This window comes from Halomicrobium zhouii (assembly GCF_900114435.1).
GTDB classification, from domain to species: Archaea; Halobacteriota; Halobacteria; order Halobacteriales; family Haloarculaceae; genus Halomicrobium; species Halomicrobium zhouii.
In genome coordinates this window covers 43,716-66,440 of record NZ_FOZK01000005.1, presented here as the reverse complement: position 1 = coordinate 66,440, position 22,725 = coordinate 43,716, and the positions used below count along the sequence as shown (strand labels likewise).

Sequence of the window (22,725 nt, the reverse complement as noted above, 5' to 3'; positions counted from 1 at the left end):
CCCCGTCACTCCGGCGACGCTTCGGCGTCGGCTTCGGGTTCCCCCTCGACGTCCTCGGGTTCGAGGCGGCGCAGCCGGGCCTTCATGATGCGGGTGTTCTCGACGCGCTCGACGCGGATCTCGACGCCGTCGTACTCGATGGTCTCGCCGGCCTCGACGAGGCGGCCGGCGCGGTTGAAGATGAAGCCGGCGATGGTCTCGAACTCCTCGCCCTCGGGGAGGTCGATCCCCAGGGCTTCGTTGACCTCCTCGATGTTGACTTCGCCCTTGACCACGGCGACGTCCTCGGAGACGAACTCGATGGGGACCTCCTCTTCGCCCTCGAGGATCTCGCCGACGATCTCCTCGGTGAGGTCCTCCATCGTCACCAGTCCCTCGGCGGTGCCGAACTCGTCGATGACGATGACCATGTGCAGGCGTTCGCTGCGCATCTCGGTCAGCAGGTCGTCGACGTTCTTCGACTCGGGGACGTGGAGCGTCGGTTCGATGAGGTCCTCCAGGTCGACGTCGCGGTCGGCCTCGCCGTAGGTGCGGTCGCGGACCAGGTCGAGGATGTGGACGATGCCGATGACGTTGTCCAGGCTGCCCTCGTAGACGGGCAGGCGGGCGTGGCCACCGTTGATGCACTCCTCGATGGCCTCGTCGACGGAGGCCTCGGTGGAGATGGCGTCCATGTCCAGGCGCGGCGTCATCACCTCCTTGGCGATGGTGTTGTTGAACCGGAGGGTGCGCTGGAGCATCTCGCGTTCCTCCTCGTCGAGGACGCCCTCTCGCTCGCCGGTCTCGATGATGTCCTGGATCTCCTCGCGCGTGACGTAGGAGGTCTCGATGGCGGCACGGCCGCCGGTGATCCGGTTGACCTGGCGGGTGAGGTAGTCGAAGAGGACGATGAGCGGGAGCAGGACGGTCTCGGCGAGTTTCAGCGGCCTGGCGATGCGGAGCGCCCACGACTCGGTGTTCTCGACGGCGTAGGACTTGGGGGCGCTCTCGCCGAACAGCAACACCACGGCGGTGATGCCGAACGTCGAGATGGCGACGGCCAGTCCCTGGTTACCGAGCAGGTACGCCAGCAGCCCCGTCGCGATGGAGGACATGGCGATGTTGACGAGGTTGTTGCCAACCAGGATGGTCACCAGCAGGCGGTGCGGGTCGGACTTGAGCCGTTCGAGCGTCCTCGCACCGTGCTTGCCGTCCTCGACGAGCGCCTCCAGGCGGTGGGACGGCAGCGAGAACATGGCGATCTCCGAGGAGGAGAAGAAGGCAGAGAGGCCGATGAGGACCACGATGACGGCGGTCCCACCGGCGATGACGAGACTATCAGGGATCGGGACGCCGCCGACCTGCAGGGCCAGCGGCGACGCGAACAGCGACTCGGCTCGCAAAGGGGGGTCCAGAGCCATCGACGTGTGGACTAACGCGCCATGTGGATTAAGGTTTGTCATGGAATAGCCCGGAAGCGGTGAGCTTACCGGGCTCACTCTCCAAGGGGCGACCGTATGAGTGACCAGCCGATCACGTTCTACCGGTTGCAGGCCTGCCCGTTCTGCGAGCGCGTCACCCGGGCGCTCCAGGAGCTGGGCCTCGAGTACCGGTCGCGCTTCGTCGAACCGCTGCACTCCGAGCGCGACGTCGTCAAGCGCCTCTCGGGCAAGCGGACGGTGCCCGCCATCGTCGACGAGAACACCGGCGTCACGATGAGCGAGAGCGCCAACATCGTCGACTACCTCCAGCGTACCTACGGTAGCGGAGGTGACGCCTGATGGAACTGGACTTCGACGTCGTCGATCTGGGGCCCGCAGACCACCCCGAGGAAGGCGACCAGGCACCGGAGTTCACCCGCCCACTCGTGAACGACGAGTACTGGGAGGACGTCGCCCTCTCGGATCTCGTCGAGCGCGAGGACGGCCCGACGGTCCTCGTCTTCCACCCGATGGACGGCGCCTTCCCGGCGACCTACGTCTGGAAGGAAATCGTCGACCGGGAGTGGCACGACGACGCCACCGTCGTCGGCCTGTCCATCTCGACCCCCTACGCCCACAAGGACCTGATCGAGAAGCGCGGGCTTGGTGACGACTACGCGCTGTACTCGGACCCCGCGGCCGACGTGGCCGAGGAGTACGGCATCGCCCACGAACTCGACGGAATGGCCGGCGTCGTCGAACCGCGGCCGGCGGTCTTCGTGCTCGATTCGGAGCGGACTGTCGAGTACGCCTGGGTCGCGACCGAGTGGCCCGACTTCCCCGACTACGACGACGTCGAGGCGCAACTGGCGTGAGGGGTCTGCTTTCCCGTGTGATCGGTACAGGTGGGCTACGTATCGATCCGTGGGTTAGGGGATTGTCGGTCTTCGCACGAAGTCAAACAACTCGAAAGCCCTCGGCGCGCTCGTCGCGGGCTGCGCGGGATATCCTCGCTCCTCCGTCGCTCGGATAGGGCCCGTCTCAGCCCACGCGACCGCGCCTCGCCCTTTCATTCCGCCAGGTCCAGCCTCGCTCGCGCGATGAAACGCGCTCGCGATTATTACCACCAAACCTCCCCGAATTCGCGGCGTCCGCCGCGAATCACGCTTCCTGCCCGCCCCGCAACCGCCCGGCGGTCGGCCGGGAGCGCGTTTCATCGCGCGACCAGGGGAAGGGCAGGGCTGCGGTAGCGGGCCTGGCGGAATGAAAGGGCGAGCGGCGGTCGAACCCTCCCGGGCGACGCAAGCACCAACTGGAGCGCAGCGAGCCCCGGAGCGGTCGAGCGCCGCGAGGGCTTTCTGGGTGTTAGCGGTGCCGTTTCTTCCAATGAAAGCCCATAGAACCACCCGCACACTACACCAGAGAACAGATCACTCATCTTCGAACATCAGACTGAACACTTCCTTCTCGGCGGCCCGGAGGTGCTGGTGGAACGTCGGCGGGGAGATGCCCAGGCGGTCGGCGATCTCCTCGCCGTTGGTCTCCCGGGGCCACTCGAAGTGGCCGGCGAGGTAGGCCGTCTCAAGCGCCGTTCGCTGCTTGTCGGTGAGCCGGTCCTCGAAGGCGAGGCTGCGGGCGGAGTTCTCGTCACGAGCCTGGCCCGTCCGCTGGGCCAGCAGCGACGCGCCGGGGCAGTGGTCCGTGACGATGTCGATCAGGGGACGGGTGTCGCGGCCGCCCGGGACCTCTGTGACGAAGCGGAACTCCCCGTCGGCGACGGTAGCGGAGTCGACGTTGCCGCCGTGGGTCGCGAGCGCCTCGAACAGCGCCATGGCCGCGTCGGTGACGAGTTCGACCTCGAACTCCTCGGCGTCACCGCCCAGGATCCGCGCGTCGTCGAGGACGGCCGAGCGGTCGACCGCCTCGCTGAACCGCTCGCGGGAGAGGCCGTCGACGTGGGCGTAGGCGAGCACCGCCTCGTCGTTCTGGATGAGGTTGTCGATCTCGACGGTACAGTCGTGCTGGGCGGTCACGGACGTCAGTTCCTCGGCGAAGTCGTCGACCGCGAACTCGAGTTCCGTGACGGCGTCGCTCACCAGCGCCTCCTTGCGCTCGATGGCGGCGATGGCGTGGCCGATGACGCTGCCGAGCCGGGCCAGGATCTCCGCCTCCGGGTCGGAGAAGGCGTTCGGCGACGACGCGTAGACGTTCAACACGCCGTAGAGGACGTCCCCGTAGAGTATCGGGATCGCGGCCGAGGACTGGTAGCCGCGTTCGAGCGCGTCCTCGCGCCACGGTTCGTAGGCCGGGTCCGTCCGGATGTTCTGCATGACCTGGACCGCCCCGGTCTGGATCGCCCGTCCGGTCGGCCCCTTCTCGGTGTCGTCGCTGGCCGTGATCGAGACGCCGTCGAGGTAGCCCTCCTCGAGGCCCGCCGATGCCCGGGGCGTGACGTCGCCGGCCGCACCGCTCACGTCGCCGATCCACGCGAAGCGGTAGGCGTCGGAGTCGACGAGTCGGTCACACACCGCCTGCTCCAGTTCCTCCTGGGTCGAGGTCGTGATGACGGCGTGGGTGACGTCCTGGGCGATCCGGTTGAGGCGGTTGAGCGCCTCCAGTTGCTCGCGGCGGCGGGCCTGTTCCCGGTCCTGTCGGTTCCGTTCGAGCGCGTGGTGGATCGAGCGGACCAGCAGGTCGCTCGTGACGTTGTCCTTGACGAGGTAGTCCTGTGCGCCCCGTTCGATCGCCTGGATGCCGACCTCCCGGTCGTCGAGGCCGGTGAGGACGATGATGGGGAGCATCCCCGTCTCGTCGACGACCGTCGCGAGCGTGTCGAGCCCGGTGCTGTCGGGGAGGTTCAGGTCCAGCAACACGACGTCGGCGTCGCCCGCCGTGAGCGCGTCCAGGCCGTCGTCGAGGCGCTGTTCGTGGGCGAACGAGAGGGCGTCGCCGGAGTCGCCGGCGTCGGTGCGGCGGGGCAGTTCGGCCGTCTCCCGCAGCATCTCCTCGAACAGGCGGGCGTCGCCGGGGTTGTCCTCGATCAGGAGGACGCTGAGCGGGTCACTCGACATCGTCACTCTCCATGGGCGGGAGCCGGACGACAGAGAGCCAGAACTCCTGGAACGACCGGACGATCTCGATGAACGCCGCCGGGTCGACCGGTTTGGTCAGGTAGGCGTTGGCCTGCAGTTCGTAGGACTGGACGACGTCCTCTTCGGCCTCCGAACTCGTCAGGACGATGACCGGGATGCGGGAGAGCACGGGGTCGTCGTCGATCTCCGCGAGCACCTCGTCGCCGTTCTTCCGCGGGAGGTTGAGGTCGAGCAGGACGATGTCCGGCCGCGGCGCGTCGACGTGGTCGCCGCGCTGGTGGAGGAACTCCAGGGCCTCGACGCCGTCCGTCGCGACGTGGAGGTTGTTGGCGATCTGGCCCTCCTCGAACGCCTCCCGCGTGAGGCGAACGTCGCCTGGGTTGTCCTCGACGAGCAGGATGTCCGCGGGATCGCTCGGGCCGGGCGAGTCACTCATTCGTCATCCCCTCGGAGTGGGGCGTGAATGAAAACGTCGATCCGTCGCCGCCCCCCGATTTTCTCCACCGAATCCCGTGGTGGCCCCCCGGCCGGACCGGACGGTTGCAAGACTCGGGATTCGACGTTCGTGGACGCACCGAACTCATTCTGTGAACGATGGGTCGGCGCACCCGTAAAGTCTCGTATCGTGGAGGGGCGCTCGCGGTGAACCGCCTCACTTCGTTCGGCGGATGCGCGACTACGGCACGTGGAACTCGATGGCCATGCCCTGGCCGAAACCGACGCACTCCGTCGCCAGCCCGAGGTCGTCGCCGCGGCGGCGCATCTCGTGGATCAGCGTCACGGGCAGCCGGGCGCCCGTCGCGCCGAGGGGGTGGCCGATGGCGATGGCGCCGCCGTTGACGTTGTATATCTCGTCGTCGAAGCCGAGTTCGCGCTGACAGTACAGGCACTGGCTGGCGAAGGCCTCGTTCAGTTCGACCAGGTCGTAGTCGTCGACGTCGCGGCCGGTGCGCTCGGCGAGGTTCCGGACCGCCGGGACCGGGCCGACGCCCATGATCGTCGGGTCGACGCCGGCGACCTCGTGGTCACCGACCTCGGCGAGGACGTCCAGGTCGTGGTCGTCCGCGAACGCGCGGGAGGTGACCATGACCGCGGCGGCGCCGTCGGTCATCTGCGAGGCGTTGCCGGGCGTCACCGTCCCGTCGCCCTTGAACACGGTCGGGAGCTCGGCGAGCTGGTCCAGGCTGGTGTCGCGGCGGATCCCCTCGTCGACCTCGACGAGGCCGTCCTCGGTGTCGATCGGGACGATCTCCTCGGCGAAGCGGCCGTCGTCGGTGGCCGCCGCCGCGCGCTCGTGGCTCCGGAGGGCGTACTCGTCCTGTGCCTCGCGGGAGACGTCGAAGCGGTCGGCGACCTTCTCGGCGGTCATGCCCATCTGGAGGTCGCCGACGTTGTACTCCTCGGCCATCCGCGGGTGGACGGTGTGCATGTTCTCGCCGAGTTCGACGCGGGACATCGACTCGACGCCGCCGGCCACGACGCAGTCGCGCTGGCCGGCGGTGACGGCGTCGGCCGCCGACGCGATGGCCTGGGCCGACGAGGCACACCAGCGGTTGATCGTCGTGCCGGGCACCGACTCCCCCAGCTCCGAGAGCAACGCGATAACGCGAGCCATGTTGTTGCCCTGTTCCCCGCGCTGCTGTGCACAGCCCCACATCAGGTCGTCGACGGCCTCGCTCTCGACGCCGGTGTCGGCGAGTAGCTCGTCTATCAGAGGCACGGAGAGGTCCTCGCTCCGGACGTCGGCGAAGACGCCGTCTGCCTTGCCCAGCGGGGTCCGCTTCGCGGCGACGACGACGGGGGTCTGGTCTGACATACCCCCGCCTAGGGCTCCGGTCGTGTTAAGCCCTGACAAACGGCGAGTGCGGTGTTCGGCGTTGATCCAGCGGCATCAGCGCAAAATCGGACCCCGAAAACTGAACGGCGCGCGGCGCTACCTGCTCAGTTCTCGACGGACTCCTCGTCGGCGCCGGGCACGTGGCGCTTCACCCGGTCGACGGCGGCCCGGGCCTCGGCGCGCCGGGAGTAGCCCTCGCCCGAGTCCGCGACCGTCTCGCCGTTGCGGGCCCGGAGGCGCCAGCGGTACTCCTCGGCGCGGTCCTCGTATATCTCGAAGGCGGCCGCGCCCACGTCGAGCGCGTCGGCCTCGGGCGCGTACGAACTGACGCGCTCGACGGCGTCCTCGGCGTTGGACTTCGAGGCGTACCCCTCGCCCGAGTCCGCCACGGTCTCGCCGTTGCCGGCGACGAGTCGCCAGCGGGTCTCCCCCGCGTGGTCCTCGTACAGGTCGAAGTTGTCGGCGTCTGCGGCGACCTCGCGGACGGTGTCGACGGCCCGGCGCGCGTTCGAGCGAGAGACGTACCCCTCGCCCGAGTCGGCCAGGATGTTGCCGTTCCTGTGGAGCAGCCGCCAGCGGTACTGGCCGCCCGCGTCGGCGTACACCTCGAAACCGACGGGGTCTATCTCCAGTGCGACCGCGCCGTCGGCGACGCGGCGGATGGTGTCCATCGCGCGGCGGACGTTCGACTTCGAGGCGTACCCCTCGCCGGAGTCCGCGACGACCTCGCCGTTGTCGTGGCGGAGGCGCCAGCGGAACTGGCCGCCCTTGTCCTCGTAGTACTCGAAGGTGCCCTGGCTCTCGGCGACCAGGATTTCCGGCGGTTCGTCGACGGCGTCCGCCTCGACTTCGTGGACGGTGACGGCGGCGCCCAGCGCGTTCGACCTGACGCTCTGGAGCCCCTGCATCGCCTTCTGGCGAGAGGCGTACCCCTCGCCCGAGTCGGCGACGATGTTCGTGTTGCGGTGGCGGAGCCGCCAGCGCCACTGGCCACTCTTGTCCTCGTACAGTTCGAAGGCGGCCTTGCTCTCCTCGTGGCCGGCGATTGTCTCGCGGGCGACGGCGAGTTCCGCCGCCGTGGCGTCGCGGTCGGCCAGCACGTCCGCGAGTGCCGCGTCCCGGGCAGACAGGTCCTCGCCGAGGGCGTCGCGTTCGGCCTCGGCGGCCTCGACGGCCGCGGTGGTCTCTTCGAGCGTGCCGCGCGGGCCGGTCAGGATCGGCGCGAACACCGCCCCCACGGCGGTGAGCACGAGGCCGGCGGCGTACAGCGACACGACCCCGACGTGGCCGACCGGCCGCTCCCAGTTCCCCGGGTAGACCAGGAGGAACCAGGCGATGGCGGCCAGACAGGCGACGGCGCCGACGGAGGAGAGCGTCGTCGCCCGCCTGCTCAGCGGGAGCCGGATCGTCGGCCCGATAATGAGCGCGACGAGTCCGACGGCCCCCATGAGGTAGCCGAGCATCCGGAAGGCGGAGTTGGCCGGCGAGAAGAAGAACTGCACCAGCCCTAGCGTCCCGAGGATGATACCCAGCGAGAATATCCAGTAACCGAGCACTTCGTCCCCGGTCGACGGCGTCCCGATCCGCGCCTGGTACCAGTCTGCGAGCGGCCCCGGAGCTTTCATCGCCATGATATGCCACATGTTACCGACTTACTAATACTTTTATACGGTTTATATTGTCAGGGGAGGGCGCCCAGGACGGCGCCACGTTCCGATTCGAGTCACTTATCCCACCGCCCGGCGAACTTGGGTGGGAATGAGTGACCCCGACGTCGATGTCGTCGAATTCATGCTGACGACGCAGCTGTTCAACGACCGTCGCGACCTGGACCCGGACGACCTCCCCCCGGCGTATCGGGCGCCGTTCTGGAGCGACGCGACCATCGAACGACCGCTGACGGCCGACCAGGGCGCCATCGCCGAGGCGACCGACGTCGAGCGCCCCTGGGAGGCCATCTCCAGCCTGATGTTCACCGACCGCGACGAGTTCGCGGGGACCGTCGAGTTCACCGACCGCGACATGGCCGAGGAGTGGTTCCGCAAGCGCGTCGACGCCGACCACGTCAACGAGAACCCGGTGCTCGCCGCCGAGTGGGAGGACCAGATTGACGGCGTCGACTACGAACTGGCCCGGGAGCAGAACCGCCCCGCGCGGGCCGACCGCGCGTTCATCGACGCGCTGCTCGACGACGCCTTCGGGAACGACGGCGAAGACGAGGAGGACGGCGACAACATGCTCGACCTCGTCGACATCCGCGCCCCCGAAGAGGTCCAGATGACGATGGACCAGCTCGTCCTGACGCCGGACCAGGAGGGCGAGATCGAGAAGATCGTCAAGGCCATCGAGCACCGCGACTACCTCGCCCGCATCGGCCTGCGCGAGATCGGGAAGCTCCTGTTCGTCGGCCCACCGGGCACCGGGAAGACCAGCGTCGCGCGAGCGCTCGCCCACGACCTCCAGCTCCCCTTCGTCGAGGTGAAGCTCTCGATGATCACCTCCCAGTACCTCGGCGAGACGGCCAAGAACGTCGAGAAGACCTTCGAGGTCGCGAAGCGACTCGCCCCCTGTATCCTCTTCATGGACGAGTTCGACTTCGTCGCCAAGACGCGCTCCTCGGACGAACACGCCGCCATCAAGCGCGCCGTCAACACGCTGCTCAAGAGCATCGACGAGGTCTCGCTCATCGAGGACGAGGTGCTCCTCATCGGCGCGACCAACCACCCCGACCAGCTCGACGCCGCCGTCTGGCGCCGCTTCGACGAGATCGTCAACTTCCCCAAGCCGGACTACGGGATGCGCTCGGACATCCTGCGCGTGGTCACCCAGCAGATGGACATCGACGAGTTCGACCCGGACGAACTGGCCGACATCACCGAGGGACTCACCGGGAGCGACCTCAGGCTCGTCCTCCGCGAGGCCGTCCTGGAGGCGCTCACCGAGGAGCGGACGACGCTCACCCAGCAGGACCTGCGCGAGGCCGTCACCGACTTCGAGGAGCGTGACAACCTGAAGAACCTGGACATGATCGAGGGCGACCACGACGCCCTCGTCGCTGGCGGCGACATCTCCGGTGCCGGCGACAGCGACGCGGAGGCCGCCTCCGACGGTGGCCACGATCACGATCACGACCACGCCGACCACGATCACGACCACGACCACGACCACTCGGACGACGACTAGCGCATAGGCTGCGAGTCGAGCGCTGGTCGGTTGCGGGTCGACTGCGGGGTCACCGCAGAAATTCCGGCCGTTTCTCGCAGACGCTACTGGTTCCAGATCTCGCGGACGCTACTGATTCCAGACCCCGTGCTGGGGGTCGATCTCCCGGTAGGTCCGGTCGATGTCGTCGATGCGCTGGATATCGTCGTCGTCGAGTTCGAGGTCCCGGGCGGCGAGGTTCTGTTCCATGTGCTCGCGACTGGACGCCTTGGGGATGACCGCGACGTTCTCCTTCGAGAGCAGCCACGCCAGGCTCACCTGGGCCGGCGAGACGTCGTGTTTCTCGGCGACGTCCTGGATCACCGGCTCGTCGAACACCGCGCCCTTCCCCAGCGGCGAGTAGCAGACCAGCCAGTGGTCGTGCTCGACGGCGTACTCCCGGAGTTCCTCCTGCTGGAGGAGCGGATGGCACTCGACCTGGTGGGCCGCCAGCGGCGCGCCGAGGATCTCGCGGGCCTCGTCGAGCAACGCCGGCGAGAAATTGGAGAGCGCGACGTTGCGGGTCTTGCCCTGCTCGTAGGCCTCGTCGAAGGCGGGCAGGACCACCTCGGGGTCGTAGTTGTCAGCCGGCCAGTGGACGTACAGCATGTCGACGTAGTCGACGCCGAGGCGGTCCAGACAGCCGTCGATGGCGTCGGCGGTGTCCTCCGGCTCCGGGGGCACGTCGACGTGGACCGTCTTCGTCGAGAGGAAGACGTCCTCGCGGTCGACGTCGCTCTCCGCGATGGCCTGGCCCACGTACTCCTCGTTCTCGTACACCTGGGCCGTGTCTACGTGCCGGTAGCCCACGTCGAGTGCCGTCCGGACGTTGTCGCGCCACTGCGCTCTGTTGTCGTCGGAGTATGTCCCGAGGCCGATCCTCGGCAACGAGTCGATTGGCATCGATCACTGGTTGGACGGACGGTCCTAATGCTCTGGCGGTTGTTCCGGTGTTCCGAAGTCGTTGGTTTTGGGTCGTCTTCGGCGGGTTTGAACGCGGATTCGAGGGACGGCGCTGGAGTCTGGGGAGGGCGTGATTTGATCGGGCCTGTTGGAGTGGCTGGATCCGCGACTCCTACAACAGCTAATAACCAGAAAGCCCTCGGCGCGCTCTCTGGAGCTGACTTCGGATCCAACGACAACCAGAAAGCCCTCGGCGCGCTCCGGTCCCGCGGCCCCGCTGCGCTCCTCACTTCGTTCCGGTGCTTGCTGGGCCGGGGTTCCCGGAGCCCGCCTCACCCTTTCATTCCCCCAGGACAGCAGCCCTGCCCTTCCCCTGGTCGCACGGCCCTCACATTCGTTCGGGCACGTGCTCCCGGCCGATCACCGGGCGGTGCGGTCAGGAAGCGTGATTCGCGGCGGACGCCGCGAATCCGGGGAGGAGTGGGGAGGGAAGTGCTCGCGCGTTTTATCGCGCGAGCGATGCTGTCCTGGAGGAATGAAAGGGCGAGGTGCGGTCGCGCTGGAAGGCAGTCGCTCAGCGGGCCCTACCCGAACGGGCGTGAGGGTATCCCGTTGAGCGACCGCGAGCGCGCCGAGGGCTTTCGAGGCCTTTGCAGTATCGCCCTCGACTGCTAACGATCGGGGTGAGTTCGTTACACTCGCTGATCAGTCCCGACATCAGGCTCACCTACCTACTCAGACCGAGTCCCGACGATCTGAACGGGGTCGCCGACCCGAACCGACGTTCCATCGGACTCCTCGGGAACGCGCGTGTTGACCATCAGGCGGAAGGCGTGGTCGAAGCGGTCGCAGCCGGTCCACTCGGGCATGGTCTCCTGTCGACGCTGAATGAACGTCTCCCGGAAGCCCGGCGTCTCCGCGCCGGTGTCCGGGTCCCGTCCCGGCACTACGCAGCGCTGGCAGGGGTGGACGCCGTCGACGGCGGCGTCGCCGACCTGGAACCGGACGACCTCGCCCTCGTCGGTGAACAGCTGGTCCTCCCAGAACGGCGGGACGCCGCCGATCTCGAGGTTGGCGCGGAAGCGCCGGCGGGCCGACGCGACGTCGAAGTCGAACCAGGCGGCGACCTCCCGGAGCGTGGCGGTCGAGACGACGGTCGGGCCGTGGCGCTCGCGGTCGTCGTGCTGGCCGCGGCCGTCCCAGCGGACGCTCACCTGCCGGTCGAAGTACTCGGAGAGCCAGCGGTTCAGGTCGCCGTGGACGTCGCGTTCGGTGGCGGGGTTCTCGCCGGAGCGGCCGTCGTAGAGCGGAAACAGGCGGCTGGTGTCCGGGTCGTCGTCCCGTCGCCGCAGGGCCAGCGCGGGCCCGCCCTGGTCGCGCGGGACGTACTGCGACCAGAGCCGGTGGACGGCGTCGGTCTTCTTCCCGTTGACGTAGTCACCGCTGCCGCCGACGTCGGCCGATTTGGGGTCGTAGGGCTCGGTGCCGGCGCGGTCGAGGATGGCCCACTCGCGGTCGCCCTCGAGGGCGCCCACGGTGGTGAGCGTCGCCTCCTCGCGCTCTTCGGGGTCGAGCGACTTGACGGGAAATCGCTGGACGTGGGCGAGGTGCGGGTCGGCCGCCTCGCGGCTCTCGATGGGGTGGTCGGCGACCCAGTCTGTCATACGCTGTCAGTCGCGCGGTCGGCGAAAAAGGCTGACGTTCGGCGCAAGGTCGGCCGGCGGCGGAGTGGCGAACGGTGACGGTCGCGACCGCGGCCGGCCGGATCCGCGACTCCGCAACTCACTCGAAGTGAGCGTCCGCGAAGTCGAGGATGGCATCCCAGTACCCCCGGTTCAGGGTGTGTTCGGTGTCCCGGCGGTACTGGCACAGGTCGCCCGCAGTGGCTCGCGATATCTCGTCGTCGCCGGCCAGCAGGCCGTCGCCGACCATGCCGTCGGCGTCGAGGAACGTCCAGACCGGCGCAGCGGCCCGGAGCGACTCGTGGGCCAGGTCGGGGTTGGCCCAGAAGTCCAGCGACCCCTCCGTGTCGAGCAGGGGCCGCGGCGCGACGCAGGCGACGAGGAGGTGCTGGTCGACCGGAAGGTGGGCCTCGCGCCCGGCGAAGGCGTCGAAGTCGTCGGCGAACCAGTGGGGGAACGCGCCGGTGATGTCGGCGACCGACTCCTGGTCGTTCGCCCGGGAGAGGGTCACGCCGCCGGTACCGGACTGGTGAGGGACCACCAGGGCGATGCGCTCGTCCGTCGCGCCGGCCCACACCGCCGCCTTGCCCCGGCGGGAGTGGCCGAGGACGGCGATCTGGTGAGCACGGACGCCCTCGACCGCGCGGAGGACGTCGACGCAGCGGTGGAGTCCCCACGCCCAGGCGGCGATAGTTCCCCACTCGCTCCCTGGCGGGCCGGGGAGGGCCGCGGCGTCGTAGGTGGCGTGGATGCCAGCGGTGCTCCCGCCGCCGGCGGTTGCGCCGCCCACGTCCTCGCTGTCGGGCGCCAGTTCCCCGCAGAAGTACGTCGCGAAGCCGTAGCCGCGGTCGAGGATCCGGTCGACGCACCAGAACTCCTGCCGGGCGCCCCGCGGTGCGTCACCCAGTATCGTCACCGCGTCGTCCGCGACGGTCACCTGGTTGCCGGCGCGGTTGAGCCCCAGCACGACCGGGACCCCGGTCTCGGCGGGTGAGTCGCCGTCGGTGTCGGTGTCGGCGTTCGGGTCAGCATTCGCCGGCAGGAACAGCGCCATCGTGATCGACGGCGCGTCGGCGGGCAGGTCGGGGAACGAAATCGTCACCTCGGTCAGCGTCGCCGCGCCGTCGAGGACCCCCGGCGTCCGCTCGGCCGCGGTCTCTATCTCGGGGGGATCTGGCGCGTAGCCGTAGACGTAGCGGCGGAACAGGTCGAGAATCTCGGCACGGCGGGCGAGCCAGTCGGCCCGCCGCTCGACCGCTTCCCCGCCGAACGTCTCGAAGGGGTCCGGCAGGTCGGGGTCGGCGGGAAGGTCCGCGGGGTCGGGGAGTTCGGTCGGCGGGGGCAACTCGTGGGCCGGCGCCGACCGCAGGGACGGCGGCCGCGAGGGGTCGGTGGGGACCTCCATGGTAGCACTGTGCAAACCCATGGTAGATAAACGTCAGCCGCCGGCCACCGGACGCCGAATCGCAAACTGTCAGACGCGAACGTCTTTCCGCTCGAGGCCCCAATTTCGAACCATGACCCGCCCCGCCATCCAGCTGTACACGCTCCGTAACGTGGACCGGCCGTTCACCGAACTGCTCGAACTCGTGGCCGACGCCGGCTTCGAGGGCGTCGAGTTCGCCTTCCGCGTGGCCGACGAGGACCCCGACGACGTGGTCGAGGCGCTCAACGAGACGGAACTGGCGGTCGCCGGCGCCCACGTCGAGATCGACGAACTGGAAGACGAGTTCGCCGAGACCGTCACGCGCTACGAGAAGCTGACGGCCGACGACATCGTCGTTCCCTGGCTCGACCGGGAGCACTTCGCGTCCCACGAGGCCATCGACGAGGCCGTCGAACGCCTGGAGTTCCTCGACGCCGAACTCGACGAGCACGGGATGGAGTTCCACTACCACAACCACGACCACGAGTACGTCGACCTGAACGGCGAGACCGGGTTCGATGCGTTCCTGGACCAGACCGAATTCCACGTCGAACTCGACCTCGGGCTGGCGCTGGCCGCCGGTGACGACCCCGTCGCCAGGTTGCGCCAGCTGGGCGAGCGCTCCGACCTCGTCCACCTGAAGGACTACGACGTCGACGCCGGCGAGTCCGTCCCCGTCGGCGAGGGCGACCTGGACCTGGACGGCGTCAGCGACGCCGTCGCCGAGAACGACTCCGACTGGCTCATCTACGAGTATCCCGGCGAGGACCCCCTGGAGACGCTGGACGAGGCCGCCGAGACGGTGCGAGACCTGTGCTGAACGGGTCACCGTGAGCGGCGGAACAGGAGCGAGAACGACAGCGACTTTCGCGGGATTGATACGCGGGCGTCGCCACACGTACACCCAATGAAGGGGCCGCTGTGGACGGAGACCTACGCGCCGGCGCTCGACGACGTACCCCAGCCGCAGGCACGCGAGCACCTCCGGGGCGCCATCGAGGAGCCGATGAACCTCCTGGTCCACGGGCCGAAGGGGGCGGGCAAGACGGCGGGCGTCCGGGCACTCGCCCAGGAAGTCCACGAGAACCCCGACGCGGACCTCATCGAGATCAACGTCGCCGACGTCTTCGACATGACCAAGAAGGAGATATCGAACGACCCGCGCTTCAGTCCGTTCATCGACTCGAAGCGTCGGCGGGAGTCCTCCAAGGCGGACCTGATCAACCACGTGCTCAAGGAGTCGGCCAGCTACACGCCGATGTCGGGGAGCTACAAGACCATCCTGCTGGACAACGCCGAGGGGATGCGCGAGGACTTCCAGCAGGCGCTGCGCCGCGTGATGGAGCAGTACTACGAGGCGACGCAGTTCGTCATCGCGACGCGCCAGCCCTCACAGCTCATCCCGCCTATTCGCTCGCGGTGTTTCCCGGTCGTCATGCGCGCGCCGACCCACGAGGAGACCGTCGGCGCGCTGGAACGCATCGTCGAGGCCGAAGGAGTCGAGTACGACGACGACGGCCTGGAGTACGTCGCGGGCTACGCCGACGGCGACCTCCGGAAGGCCGTGCTGGGCGCCCAGACCACCCACGAACAGCACGGCGCCGTCACGATGCAGAACTCGTACGAGTCGCTCAACGAGGTCGAGGCCGACGACGCGGTCGAGAAGATGCTCGACGCCGCCGAGGAAGGGGAGTTCACCGACGCCCGCTCGACGCTGGACGACTTGCTCGTCGACGAGGGCCACAGCGGGTCGGACGTGCTGGACGACATCCTCGCCGTGTCCCGGTCGCGGTATTCGGGCGAGCGGGTCGCCCGGATCCACGCGCTGGCCGGCGAAATCGACGCCGACCTCGTGGAGGGGACGAGCGACCGGATCCACCTGAGTCACTTGCTCGCCGAGATTGGTGAGATAGCCGCGGGACGGGCCTGAGTGTCGGGAGTCCTATCCGTCCGGTGGCCCAGCCGCTCACGCGACGTCGACGTCGGTGAACTCGAAGCGAGCGCCGCCGCTGGCGCCCTCCGTGACGGTGACCGTCCAGCCGTGGGCCGCAGCGACCACGGCGACGATGTCCAGGCCGAATCCGGTGCCGTCGGTGGCGGTGGAGAAGCCGGGTTCGAACACCCGGTCGCAGTCGGCCGGGGGAATTCCCGGGCCGTCGTCTGCGACGTAGAAGCCGGTCGCGACGCCGTCGTCGCGGACGACGCCGACCTCGATAGCGACCGCAGGGCCGGCGTGTTCGATCGCGTTGCGAAAGAGGTTCTCGAAGAGCTGGCGGAACCGGCCCTCGTCTGCCGTGACGACCGCGCGGTCGACGACGGCGAACGACGCGTCTGTGCTGGCGACCGTCCCCCAGGCCTGGCTCGCGACGACCTCTAGCGAGACGGGCTCGACGGTGTCGACGTCGTCGCCACCCCTCGCGAGCGTCAGCAGGTCGTCGATGAGCTGTGCCATCCGGTCGACCGCGCGTTCGATGTCGGCGACCGACTCGGTCGCCACGCCTTCCTCGCGGAGGAGCGCGACCCGCCCGACGACGACCTGGAGCGGGTTGCGCAGATCGTGGCTCACCATCCCCGCGAACTCCTCGAGGCGCTCGTTCTTCCGTTCCAGTTCTCGCTCGCGACACTTCATGTCGGTCACGTCGTCGATGATGCCGACGATGCGGTCGGGCCGGCCCGTCGCATCCGTCACGACGCTGGCGTCGACGTGGAGCCAGGCGACGGCGTCGTCGGACCGGACGTACCGGAACTGGAAGTGGTACTCGTCGTCGGGGTCGCCCGACTCGACGTCGGCGAGCCACTCTTCGACGGCGGCCCGCGCCGCCGGCGCGTCGTCGGGGTGGACGTCAGCCACGAAGTTCCAGATCGGGTCGTCCACGAAGTAGGCGGGCGGGCGGCCCGTCAGCGCCTCGATGCCGGGGCTGACGTAGAGGAGGTCGGTGGTCTCGGCCTCGGCCATCCAGATCGTCTCCTCGACCCGGCCGACGATCTGCCGGAAGCGGGTCTCGCTCTCACGGAGGTCCGCCTCGATCCGTCGGCGGTCGGTGACGTCCCGGAGCGTCGCGAGGTGGCGCCCCGGCGTCACGTCCGCGGTCGCCGTGAACTCGACGGTCCGTCGGTCGCCGTCTGGCCGGACCAGTTCGAACTCGCCGGTCATCGCACCCTCGGCCAGGAACCGGTCCCACGCGGCCGCGACGTCGTAGTCGGCGTCGGCGAACGCCGAGACGTTGCGTTCCAGGAGGGCCGCTCTGTCGAGGCCGAACAGGTCACAGGCCGCGGGGTTCGCGTCGACGTACTCGCCGTCGTCGTCCGCGACGACGAGCGCGTCGGTCGTCCCCTCGAACACGGCCCGGAACCGCCGCTCGCCGTCGGCGAGCACGCGCTCGCGTTCGGCCCGCTCGGTCACGTCGCGGACGACGACGATGACCCGGCCGTCGTCGGTGTCGAGGACGCCGGCGTCGATCTCGACCGTCGATACCGCGCCGTCGCTCCGGACCGCCGCCTCGACCGGGCCCTGGGCGGCACCGGAGCGAGCGTCGGCGACGCACTCGGAGACGGCACCGATCACTGTGCCGGGGACGCCCGCGACCCGGTCCAGGGAGCGGCCGACGGCGTGATCGGACTCGACGCCGAAGGAGCGGCAGAACGCCTCGTTCACACGGACGATCACGTCGTCACCGGCGACGACGAGAACCGGGTCCGGCAGCGCCGCCAGTAGCTCGTCGGCGTCGACGGCCCGGTCCCGCTCGCGCGACCCGTCACTCATCCCCGTCGACCAGCACCGGACGCACACCGGATCCGGGCAAAACGCGTCGCACTGCGTCGGGCCTCGCGGTTCGCCGGTGACGGCGCCCGGGCGATGAGAACGTCATGGGACACCACATGACGTACAGGGGGCTGTCGGCCGGTATAGCCCTGTCGCCTCCGCGGTGCGCCGGATCCAGTCACCCGTCGAGTGCCGTCCAGAGGGCGCCGACGCCACCGAGACCAAAGACGGCTATCCAGAAGCCGGCGCTCAAACGGGACGGACGCGATGCACGGCCCCACGACCCAGAGATTTCGAGCAGCAAACCGCCGGCGAGCGCCAGCAACCCCACGCCGAAGAGACCGAAGGCGACGCGGACCGGCCGGCTCCCGAGAGCGCGATCGCGAATCCGGCGAGCCCGTGCGGAGGCGTAGGGGACGAGGGCGACGGTGGCGACGACGCTCCAGACGACGGCGTCGAAGCGCCCGAGGTCGGTCGACGTTCCACCGAGCGCGAGGACGTCGGCTGCGGCGAAGGCGGCGATCAGGAGGGCCATCGTCCCGAGGATCAGGTTTCGGTGACGGCGTTCGGGCACGGGAGGGGATTCAGCCACAGAAGTGAAAACCGTTCCGTTCGTTGACTCGTTCGGCGGAACCAGCGATCGATAGTGAACTCCCGTCACGGTAAATTTACACGTCGTGCAGGAGACACGTCGGTCATGGCCTACTGGGAAGACGCAGGTTTGGTCGCCATCGGAGCAGTCAGCGTGGCACTCGGAACGATGGATTCGACCAGCGGCGCGCTCGCCGTCGGCGGCATGGTCCTCTTCGGGAGCTTTCTCCTCGCCGTGGGCCTGTTCTCGGGTCTCGAAACGGCCGTCCGCCGGGGGATTCGGGTCCCAGCACATGAAAACGCATCCGCCGCCAGCGGGTCCGACGACGACGCCAGCACTGTCGAGTGAGGCCACCGACGGCTTCGAAATCCTTTTACGCGACTCAAGGGCTAGAAACACACAACGAAACATGGACATCGAAATCATCGAGGAAGACGAGAACCCCATGTTGCACCGGACCGACGTTCGGTTCGAGGTGCGACACGAGGACGCGACCCCCTCTCGTCTCTCCGTCCGCGACTCGCTGGCCGCAATGTTGAACAAAGACGCCGAAGAGACCGTCGTCCACGAACTCGACACGAAGTTCGGCATGCGCCGGACCATCGGCTACGCCAAGGTGTACGACAGCGCCGAGCAGGCCCGCGACGTCGAACAGGACCACATGCTCGAACGCAACAAGATCGTCGCCGACGGCGAGGGCGACGGCGAAGAGGCGGAGGAGGCCTGATCCGATGGCCCGAAACGAGTACTACGACGACGACGGCCAGGAGGCCCGCGAACGCTGTCCCCGCTGTGGCGACGCGTTCCTCGCCGAGCACGACGACCGCCAGCACTGCGGCAAGTGCGGTTACACCGAGTGGAAGTAAGGGCCGTTTTTCCGCTTTCGACGCATCTTCTCCGGTAGCGACTGCGTTCGCGCGGCCTCTCATCCCGTTCGGTCCCAGTAGATTGATACCCCGACCGACGAACCGTTCGGACGAATGACCAGTTCGTCATCCGCTCGCCAGACGGCCGACGATCGGTCGAGCGTCCGTGCCGTCATCGTGGGCACGCTCGGCGACCCACTGGCGATCGTCCTCGGGGTAGTCACCTTCCTGGCCGCGGTCCCGGTGACGGTGTTCGCCATGCAGGCGGTCCTCTGGGACGTACTGCAAAGCAGCCTGAACGACGCGGCGACCGTCGAGACGCACTTCAGGGTCACCCCGTTCGACGTCATCCTCGCGCAGGTTCGGGTCGCACTGGTCGTCGGGTTCGTCCTGGCGCTGGAGGCTGTCGTTCTCCGCCGGTGGTGGGCCAGTACGTCGCACGCCGGATCCCGTCGCGCGTTCCTCGCGCTGGTCGGCGCCGCACTGTTTCCAGTCGGCGCGGTTCTCGGGTACCAGATCGCGTTCCCCGTCGCCGTCGAAGTGCTCGCGGCCGGGGATTCGACCTGGTCGGTCGTCCGGTGGGCGGGCCTGGCCTGCGACGTCTCGCTCGCGACCGGCGTCGCCACGCAGGTCGCGTTCGCGACGGGGGCGGCCGCGCTCTCTCGGTCCCGGAACGGCAGTGAGTTCGACGACCAGTCCTGACCGCGCCAGCGACAGGGTCCGAGGGCGGCTCCAGCGTCGGCGCCTGGCGCCCGCGCGTATCGAAGTCGTCTTTTCCGTGGGTATCCGAATCCACCACAACCAGATGAGCGAATCGGCCGGATCGGGCGACCGAATGCGAGTACTGGGCATCGAGGGGACCGCCTGGGCGGCCAGCGCAGCCGTTTTCGAGACGGCGGACCCGTCGACCCACACCGACGACGAGCACGTCTTCATCGAGAGCGACGCCTACCAGCCCGCGAGCGGCGGCATCCACCCCCGGGAGGCCGCCGAGCACATGGGTGAGGCGGTTCCACAGGTCGTCGAGACGGCCATCGAACACGCCGAAGAGCGAGTCGCAGAGTCCAGCGAGGATCCAGCGTCGCCCATCGACGCCGTCGCCTTCTCCCGTGGTCCGGGTCTCGGACCGTGCCTCCGCATCGTCGGCACCGCGGCCCGTGCCGTCGCCCAGCGCTTCGACGTTCCCCTCGTGGGTGTCAACCACATGGTCGCCCATCTGGAGGTGGGCCGGCACTTCTCGGGGTTCGACGACCCCGTCTGCCTGAACGCCTCCGGCGCGAACGCACACATCCTGGGCTATCGCAACGGGCGCTACCGGGTGCTGGGCGAGACGATGGACACCGGCGTCGGCAACGCGCTGGACAAGTTCACCCGCCACGTCGGCTGGAGCCACCCCGGCGGGCCGAAGGTCGAGCGCCACGCGAAGGAGGGCGAGTACCTCGACCTCCCCTACGTCGTCAAGGGGATGGACTTCTCCTTCTCGGGGATCATGTCCGCCGCGAAGCAGGCCGTCGACGAGGGGGAGGCCGTCGAGGACGTCTGCCGCGGGCTGGAGGAGACGATCTTCGCGATGCTCACCGAAGTCTCGGAGCGGGCGCTGTCGCTGACCGACGGCGACGAACTCGTCCTCGGCGGCGGCGTCGCCCAGAACGACCGCCTGCGGGCGATGCTCGCCGAGATGTGCGACCAGCGCGGCGCCGACTTCTACGCCCCGCCGGCGAAGTTCCTGCGGGACAACGCCGGCATGATCGCCGTCCTCGGCGCCAAGATGTTCGCGGCTGGCGACACCGTCGCCATCGAGGAGTCGCGCGTCGATTCGGACTACCGGCCGGATCAGGTGGACGTCAGCTGGCGGGGTCGGGGCGCGAAGCGGCCCGACGAATCGGCAACCGTCGATGACCGCGAACTCCAGGGCGCGGAGGCCACCGTCCGGTTCGAGGGGGACCGCGTCGTCAAGGAGCGGAAGCCCCGGTCCTACCGCCATCCGGCACTCGACGAGCGTCTGCGGGTCGAACGCACCCGGCAGGAGGCGCGGCTGACGAGCGAGGCCCGCCGCCACGGCGTCCCGACGCCGGTGATCCGCGACGTCGACCCCTGGGAGTCCCGCATCGTCTTCCAGCACGTCGGTGAGAACGACCTCCGGGAGGCACTGACCGAGGCGACTGTCCGTGACGTGGGCCGACACCTCGCGCGGATCCACGACGCGGGATTCGTCCACGGCGACCCGACGACGCGGAACGTCCGCGTGGGGCCAGCGGAGGGAGACGGCGCTATCCAGACCTTCCTCATCGACTTCGGCCTGGGCTACTACACCCAGGACGAGGAGGACCACGCGATGGACCTGCACGTGCTCGCACAGTCGCTGGCGGGGACGACCGACGACGCCGGGGTGCTCCGGGACGTGGCCGAGGACGCCTACCGCGAGACCAGCGAGCGTGACGGGGCCGTCATCGACCAGCTACGGGAGATCGAAGGGCGTGGCCGCTACCAGTGAGATTAAGTGGTCAGCTACCCGAAACCAAGCCATGGAACGAGCACTCGTGGTTCTGGAGACGGGCGAGGACGGGCAGACGATACTCCGCGAAGCCAGCGAGCTCGCCGCCGGGGTGGACGCCCACCTCGACGTGCTGGCGCTGATGACGCCGGAGGAGTACGAGGAGAAGCGGGAGAGCCTCGAGGCCGCCGGAAAGGGAGAACACACGACGTACAACGAGCGGGCGGTCCTCGACAACCTCCGCCAGCGCTCCGAGGGGACTGTCGAGGAGACGCTCGACGGCCTCGACCTCGACTGGGACGTCGTCGCCGCCCGCCTCGGCGACTCCGAGACTGAGGCCGACCGGATCCTGCAGAGCGCGGAGAAAAACGACACGGACCACGTGTTCCTCACCGGCAAGAAGCGCTCGCCGACGGGGAAGGCCGTCTTCGGCGACCGCGCCCAGGCGATCATCCTCAACTTCGACGGCCCCGTGACGACGCTGCTGGGATAAGACCGCCAGTCGTCACTATCGGCGGGAAAAACGACTTAACGGCGCGTGCCCAACCGTCGCGTATGGCCGACAAACCACAGTCTGGCGAGATTTTCGGCGTGCCGTACAACTTCGACCGCCCCAGCGTCCGGCGACTGCTCTCTTCGTACTGGCAACCGGACGACGGCATGCTCGTCGAGAAGCCCTTCGGCATCGGCTACACGCTGAACCTCGCCAACTGGCGCTCCTGGGTGGCGCTGGCCGTCGTCGGTGCGCTCCTGTGGCAGGAGGGCAAGAGCCGGTCCCAGGGCCCAGCCGAGCGCGACGAAGAACCGGTCGAAGTTATCGTCGACTGAGGGGAGCATTCGCGAAACCGACGCCTATTTTCCCGCCCTCGCCGGAGTAGCGGTATGCTCACGTTCGTCACGACCAACCCCGGGAAGGTCCACGAGGCCGAGCAGTACCTGGGGTCGGTCGAGCAGTTGGACTTCGACTACACCGAGGTACAGGGCGAGGACCTGGGCGCCATCGCCGCCCACGGCGCCCGGGAGGCCTACCGGGAGGCCGGCGGGCCGGTCATCGTCGACGACTCCGGGCTGTTCGTCGACGCCTTCGACGGCTTCCCCGGGCCGTACTCCTCCTACGTCGAGTCCCACGTCGGTATCGATCGGGTCTGGCGGCTCACGGAACCCGAGGACGACCACGGGGCCAAATTCAGGACGGTCGTCGCGTACTGCGACGGTGAGGGGTTCGAAGCGTCGGACAGTACCGACTCCGTCCGCGACGGCGACCCGCCGGTCAAGGTTTTCGAGGGCGTCGTTCCGGGGACCATCGTCGCCCCCCGCGGAGACGGCGGGTTCGGCTACGACCCCATCTTCGAACACGACGGGACGACGTTCGCGGAGATGAGCACTGAAGAAAAGAACGCCGTCTCCCACCGCGGCCGGGCGCTGGCGAAACTGGGCGACTGGCTCGACGAGACCGGACGGGTCTGACC

General features: G+C 68.7%; 23 protein-coding genes. 13 read left to right on the top strand and 10 right to left on the bottom strand.

The features are described from left to right. Positions 1 to 5 precede the first annotated feature (5 nt). Entirely contained in the window at positions 6 to 1,400 is a 1,395-nt protein-coding gene (locus BM337_RS18725; protein ID WP_089818842.1) for a hemolysin family protein, read from the bottom strand. A gap of 96 nt (positions 1,401 to 1,496) precedes the next feature. Here BM337_RS18725 and BM337_RS18720 point away from each other — a divergent pair, with 96 nt between their 5' ends. Both BM337_RS18720 and BM337_RS18715 read left to right on the top strand, forming a co-directional pair. Continuing rightward, complete coding sequence (locus BM337_RS18720; RefSeq protein ID WP_089818840.1) at positions 1,497 to 1,760, top strand: glutathione S-transferase N-terminal domain-containing protein; 264 nt, start codon at positions 1,497 to 1,499, stop codon at positions 1,758 to 1,760. After that, positions 1,760 to 2,275: a redoxin domain-containing protein gene (locus tag BM337_RS18715; protein ID WP_089818838.1), complete on the top strand. Its 516-nt coding sequence runs from the start codon at positions 1,760 to 1,762 to the stop codon at positions 2,273 to 2,275. The genes BM337_RS18720 and BM337_RS18715 overlap by 1 nt, the downstream gene beginning before the upstream one ends. A gap of 555 nt (positions 2,276 to 2,830) precedes the next feature. Here the strand turns inward: BM337_RS18715 and BM337_RS18710 are convergent. From BM337_RS18710 to BM337_RS18695, 4 genes are all read right to left on the bottom strand, one after another. Further along, entirely contained in the window at positions 2,831 to 4,471 is a 1,641-nt protein-coding gene (locus BM337_RS18710) for a bacterio-opsin activator domain-containing protein (protein WP_089818836.1), read from the bottom strand. Beyond that, on the bottom strand, positions 4,461 to 4,928 hold the full coding sequence (locus BM337_RS18705) for a response regulator (RefSeq protein ID WP_089818834.1): 468 nt from the start codon (positions 4,926 to 4,928) through the stop codon (positions 4,461 to 4,463). The genes BM337_RS18710 and BM337_RS18705 overlap by 11 nt, the downstream gene beginning before the upstream one ends. A 240-nt stretch (positions 4,929 to 5,168) precedes the next feature. Continuing rightward, on the bottom strand, positions 5,169 to 6,308 hold the full coding sequence (locus BM337_RS18700; protein ID WP_089818832.1) for a thiolase family protein: 1,140 nt from the start codon (positions 6,306 to 6,308) through the stop codon (positions 5,169 to 5,171). Between the two features lie 125 nt (positions 6,309 to 6,433). Further along, the gene (locus BM337_RS18695; RefSeq protein WP_089819179.1) at positions 6,434 to 7,954 is read right to left on the bottom strand and encodes an HVO_2922 family protein; all 1,521 of its coding nucleotides are present in this window, start codon (positions 7,952 to 7,954) and stop codon (positions 6,434 to 6,436) included. Between the two features lie 133 nt (positions 7,955 to 8,087). Between BM337_RS18695 and BM337_RS18690 the strand changes: the two genes are divergently transcribed. Continuing rightward, positions 8,088 to 9,512: an ATP-binding protein gene (locus tag BM337_RS18690; RefSeq protein ID WP_089818830.1), complete on the top strand. Its 1,425-nt coding sequence runs from the start codon at positions 8,088 to 8,090 to the stop codon at positions 9,510 to 9,512. A gap of 108 nt (positions 9,513 to 9,620) precedes the next feature. On the opposite strand, the gene BM337_RS18685 is transcribed toward BM337_RS18690, so the two are convergent. The 3 genes from BM337_RS18685 to BM337_RS18675 form a co-directional block, all read right to left on the bottom strand. Further along, positions 9,621 to 10,433, bottom strand: a complete 813-nt coding sequence (locus BM337_RS18685; RefSeq protein ID WP_089818828.1) for an aldo/keto reductase — start codon at positions 10,431 to 10,433, stop codon at positions 9,621 to 9,623. Between the two features lie 731 nt (positions 10,434 to 11,164). Then, entirely contained in the window at positions 11,165 to 12,097 is a 933-nt protein-coding gene (locus BM337_RS18680; protein WP_089818825.1) for an MOSC domain-containing protein, read from the bottom strand. A gap of 118 nt (positions 12,098 to 12,215) precedes the next feature. Continuing rightward, positions 12,216 to 13,520 (bottom strand): glucuronyl esterase domain-containing protein, encoded by a 1,305-nt coding sequence (locus tag BM337_RS18675; RefSeq protein WP_089818823.1) that lies wholly within the window; start codon positions 13,518 to 13,520, stop codon positions 12,216 to 12,218. 112 nt (positions 13,521 to 13,632) lie between these two features. Here BM337_RS18675 and BM337_RS18670 point away from each other — a divergent pair, with 112 nt between their 5' ends. Further along, complete coding sequence (locus BM337_RS18670; protein ID WP_177227718.1) at positions 13,633 to 14,361, top strand: sugar phosphate isomerase/epimerase family protein; 729 nt, start codon at positions 13,633 to 13,635, stop codon at positions 14,359 to 14,361. A gap of 87 nt (positions 14,362 to 14,448) precedes the next feature. After that, entirely contained in the window at positions 14,449 to 15,471 is a 1,023-nt protein-coding gene (locus BM337_RS18665) for an AAA family ATPase (RefSeq protein WP_089818819.1), read from the top strand. Positions 15,472 to 15,507: 36 nt separating this feature from the next. On the opposite strand, the gene BM337_RS18660 is transcribed toward BM337_RS18665, so the two are convergent. Next, on the bottom strand, positions 15,508 to 17,304 hold the full coding sequence (locus BM337_RS18660) for a PAS domain S-box protein (protein WP_089818817.1): 1,797 nt from the start codon (positions 17,302 to 17,304) through the stop codon (positions 15,508 to 15,510). Positions 17,305 to 17,482: 178 nt separating this feature from the next. Then, positions 17,483 to 17,878, bottom strand: coding sequence for a hypothetical protein (locus tag BM337_RS18655; RefSeq protein WP_089818815.1), 396 nt, complete (start codon positions 17,876 to 17,878; stop codon positions 17,483 to 17,485). Positions 17,879 to 18,001: 123 nt separating this feature from the next. On the opposite strand from BM337_RS18655, the gene BM337_RS18650 reads away from it, so the two are divergent. The 8 genes from BM337_RS18650 (at position 18,002) to rdgB (ending at position 22,723) form a co-directional block, all read left to right on the top strand. Beyond that, positions 18,002 to 18,244 carry a hypothetical protein gene (locus tag BM337_RS18650; RefSeq protein WP_089818813.1) on the top strand — a complete coding sequence of 81 codons (243 nt, stop codon included), beginning with the start codon at positions 18,002 to 18,004 and terminating at the stop codon, positions 18,242 to 18,244. A gap of 61 nt (positions 18,245 to 18,305) precedes the next feature. Next, complete coding sequence (locus BM337_RS18645; RefSeq protein WP_089818811.1) at positions 18,306 to 18,623, top strand: 30S ribosomal protein S24e; 318 nt, start codon at positions 18,306 to 18,308, stop codon at positions 18,621 to 18,623. A 4-nt stretch (positions 18,624 to 18,627) separates the two neighbouring features. After that, the gene (locus tag BM337_RS18640; RefSeq protein WP_089818809.1) at positions 18,628 to 18,762 is read left to right on the top strand and encodes a 30S ribosomal protein S27ae; all 135 of its coding nucleotides are present in this window, start codon (positions 18,628 to 18,630) and stop codon (positions 18,760 to 18,762) included. Positions 18,763 to 18,876: 114 nt separating this feature from the next. Next, the gene (locus BM337_RS18635; protein ID WP_089818807.1) at positions 18,877 to 19,464 is read left to right on the top strand and encodes a twin-arginine translocase subunit TatC; all 588 of its coding nucleotides are present in this window, start codon (positions 18,877 to 18,879) and stop codon (positions 19,462 to 19,464) included. A gap of 133 nt (positions 19,465 to 19,597) precedes the next feature. Next, positions 19,598 to 21,256, top strand: coding sequence for a bifunctional N(6)-L-threonylcarbamoyladenine synthase/serine/threonine protein kinase (locus BM337_RS18630; protein WP_089819177.1), 1,659 nt, complete (start codon positions 19,598 to 19,600; stop codon positions 21,254 to 21,256). Between the two features lie 31 nt (positions 21,257 to 21,287). Further along, positions 21,288 to 21,749 (top strand): universal stress protein, encoded by a 462-nt coding sequence (locus tag BM337_RS18625; RefSeq protein WP_089818805.1) that lies wholly within the window; start codon positions 21,288 to 21,290, stop codon positions 21,747 to 21,749. 62 nt (positions 21,750 to 21,811) lie between these two features. Then, the gene (locus BM337_RS18620; protein ID WP_089818802.1) at positions 21,812 to 22,084 is read left to right on the top strand and encodes a DUF5808 domain-containing protein; all 273 of its coding nucleotides are present in this window, start codon (positions 21,812 to 21,814) and stop codon (positions 22,082 to 22,084) included. A gap of 54 nt (positions 22,085 to 22,138) precedes the next feature. Beyond that, positions 22,139 to 22,723: an RdgB/HAM1 family non-canonical purine NTP pyrophosphatase gene (gene rdgB, locus BM337_RS18615; RefSeq protein ID WP_089818800.1), complete on the top strand. Its 585-nt coding sequence runs from the start codon at positions 22,139 to 22,141 to the stop codon at positions 22,721 to 22,723. Positions 22,724 to 22,725 lie beyond the last annotated feature (2 nt).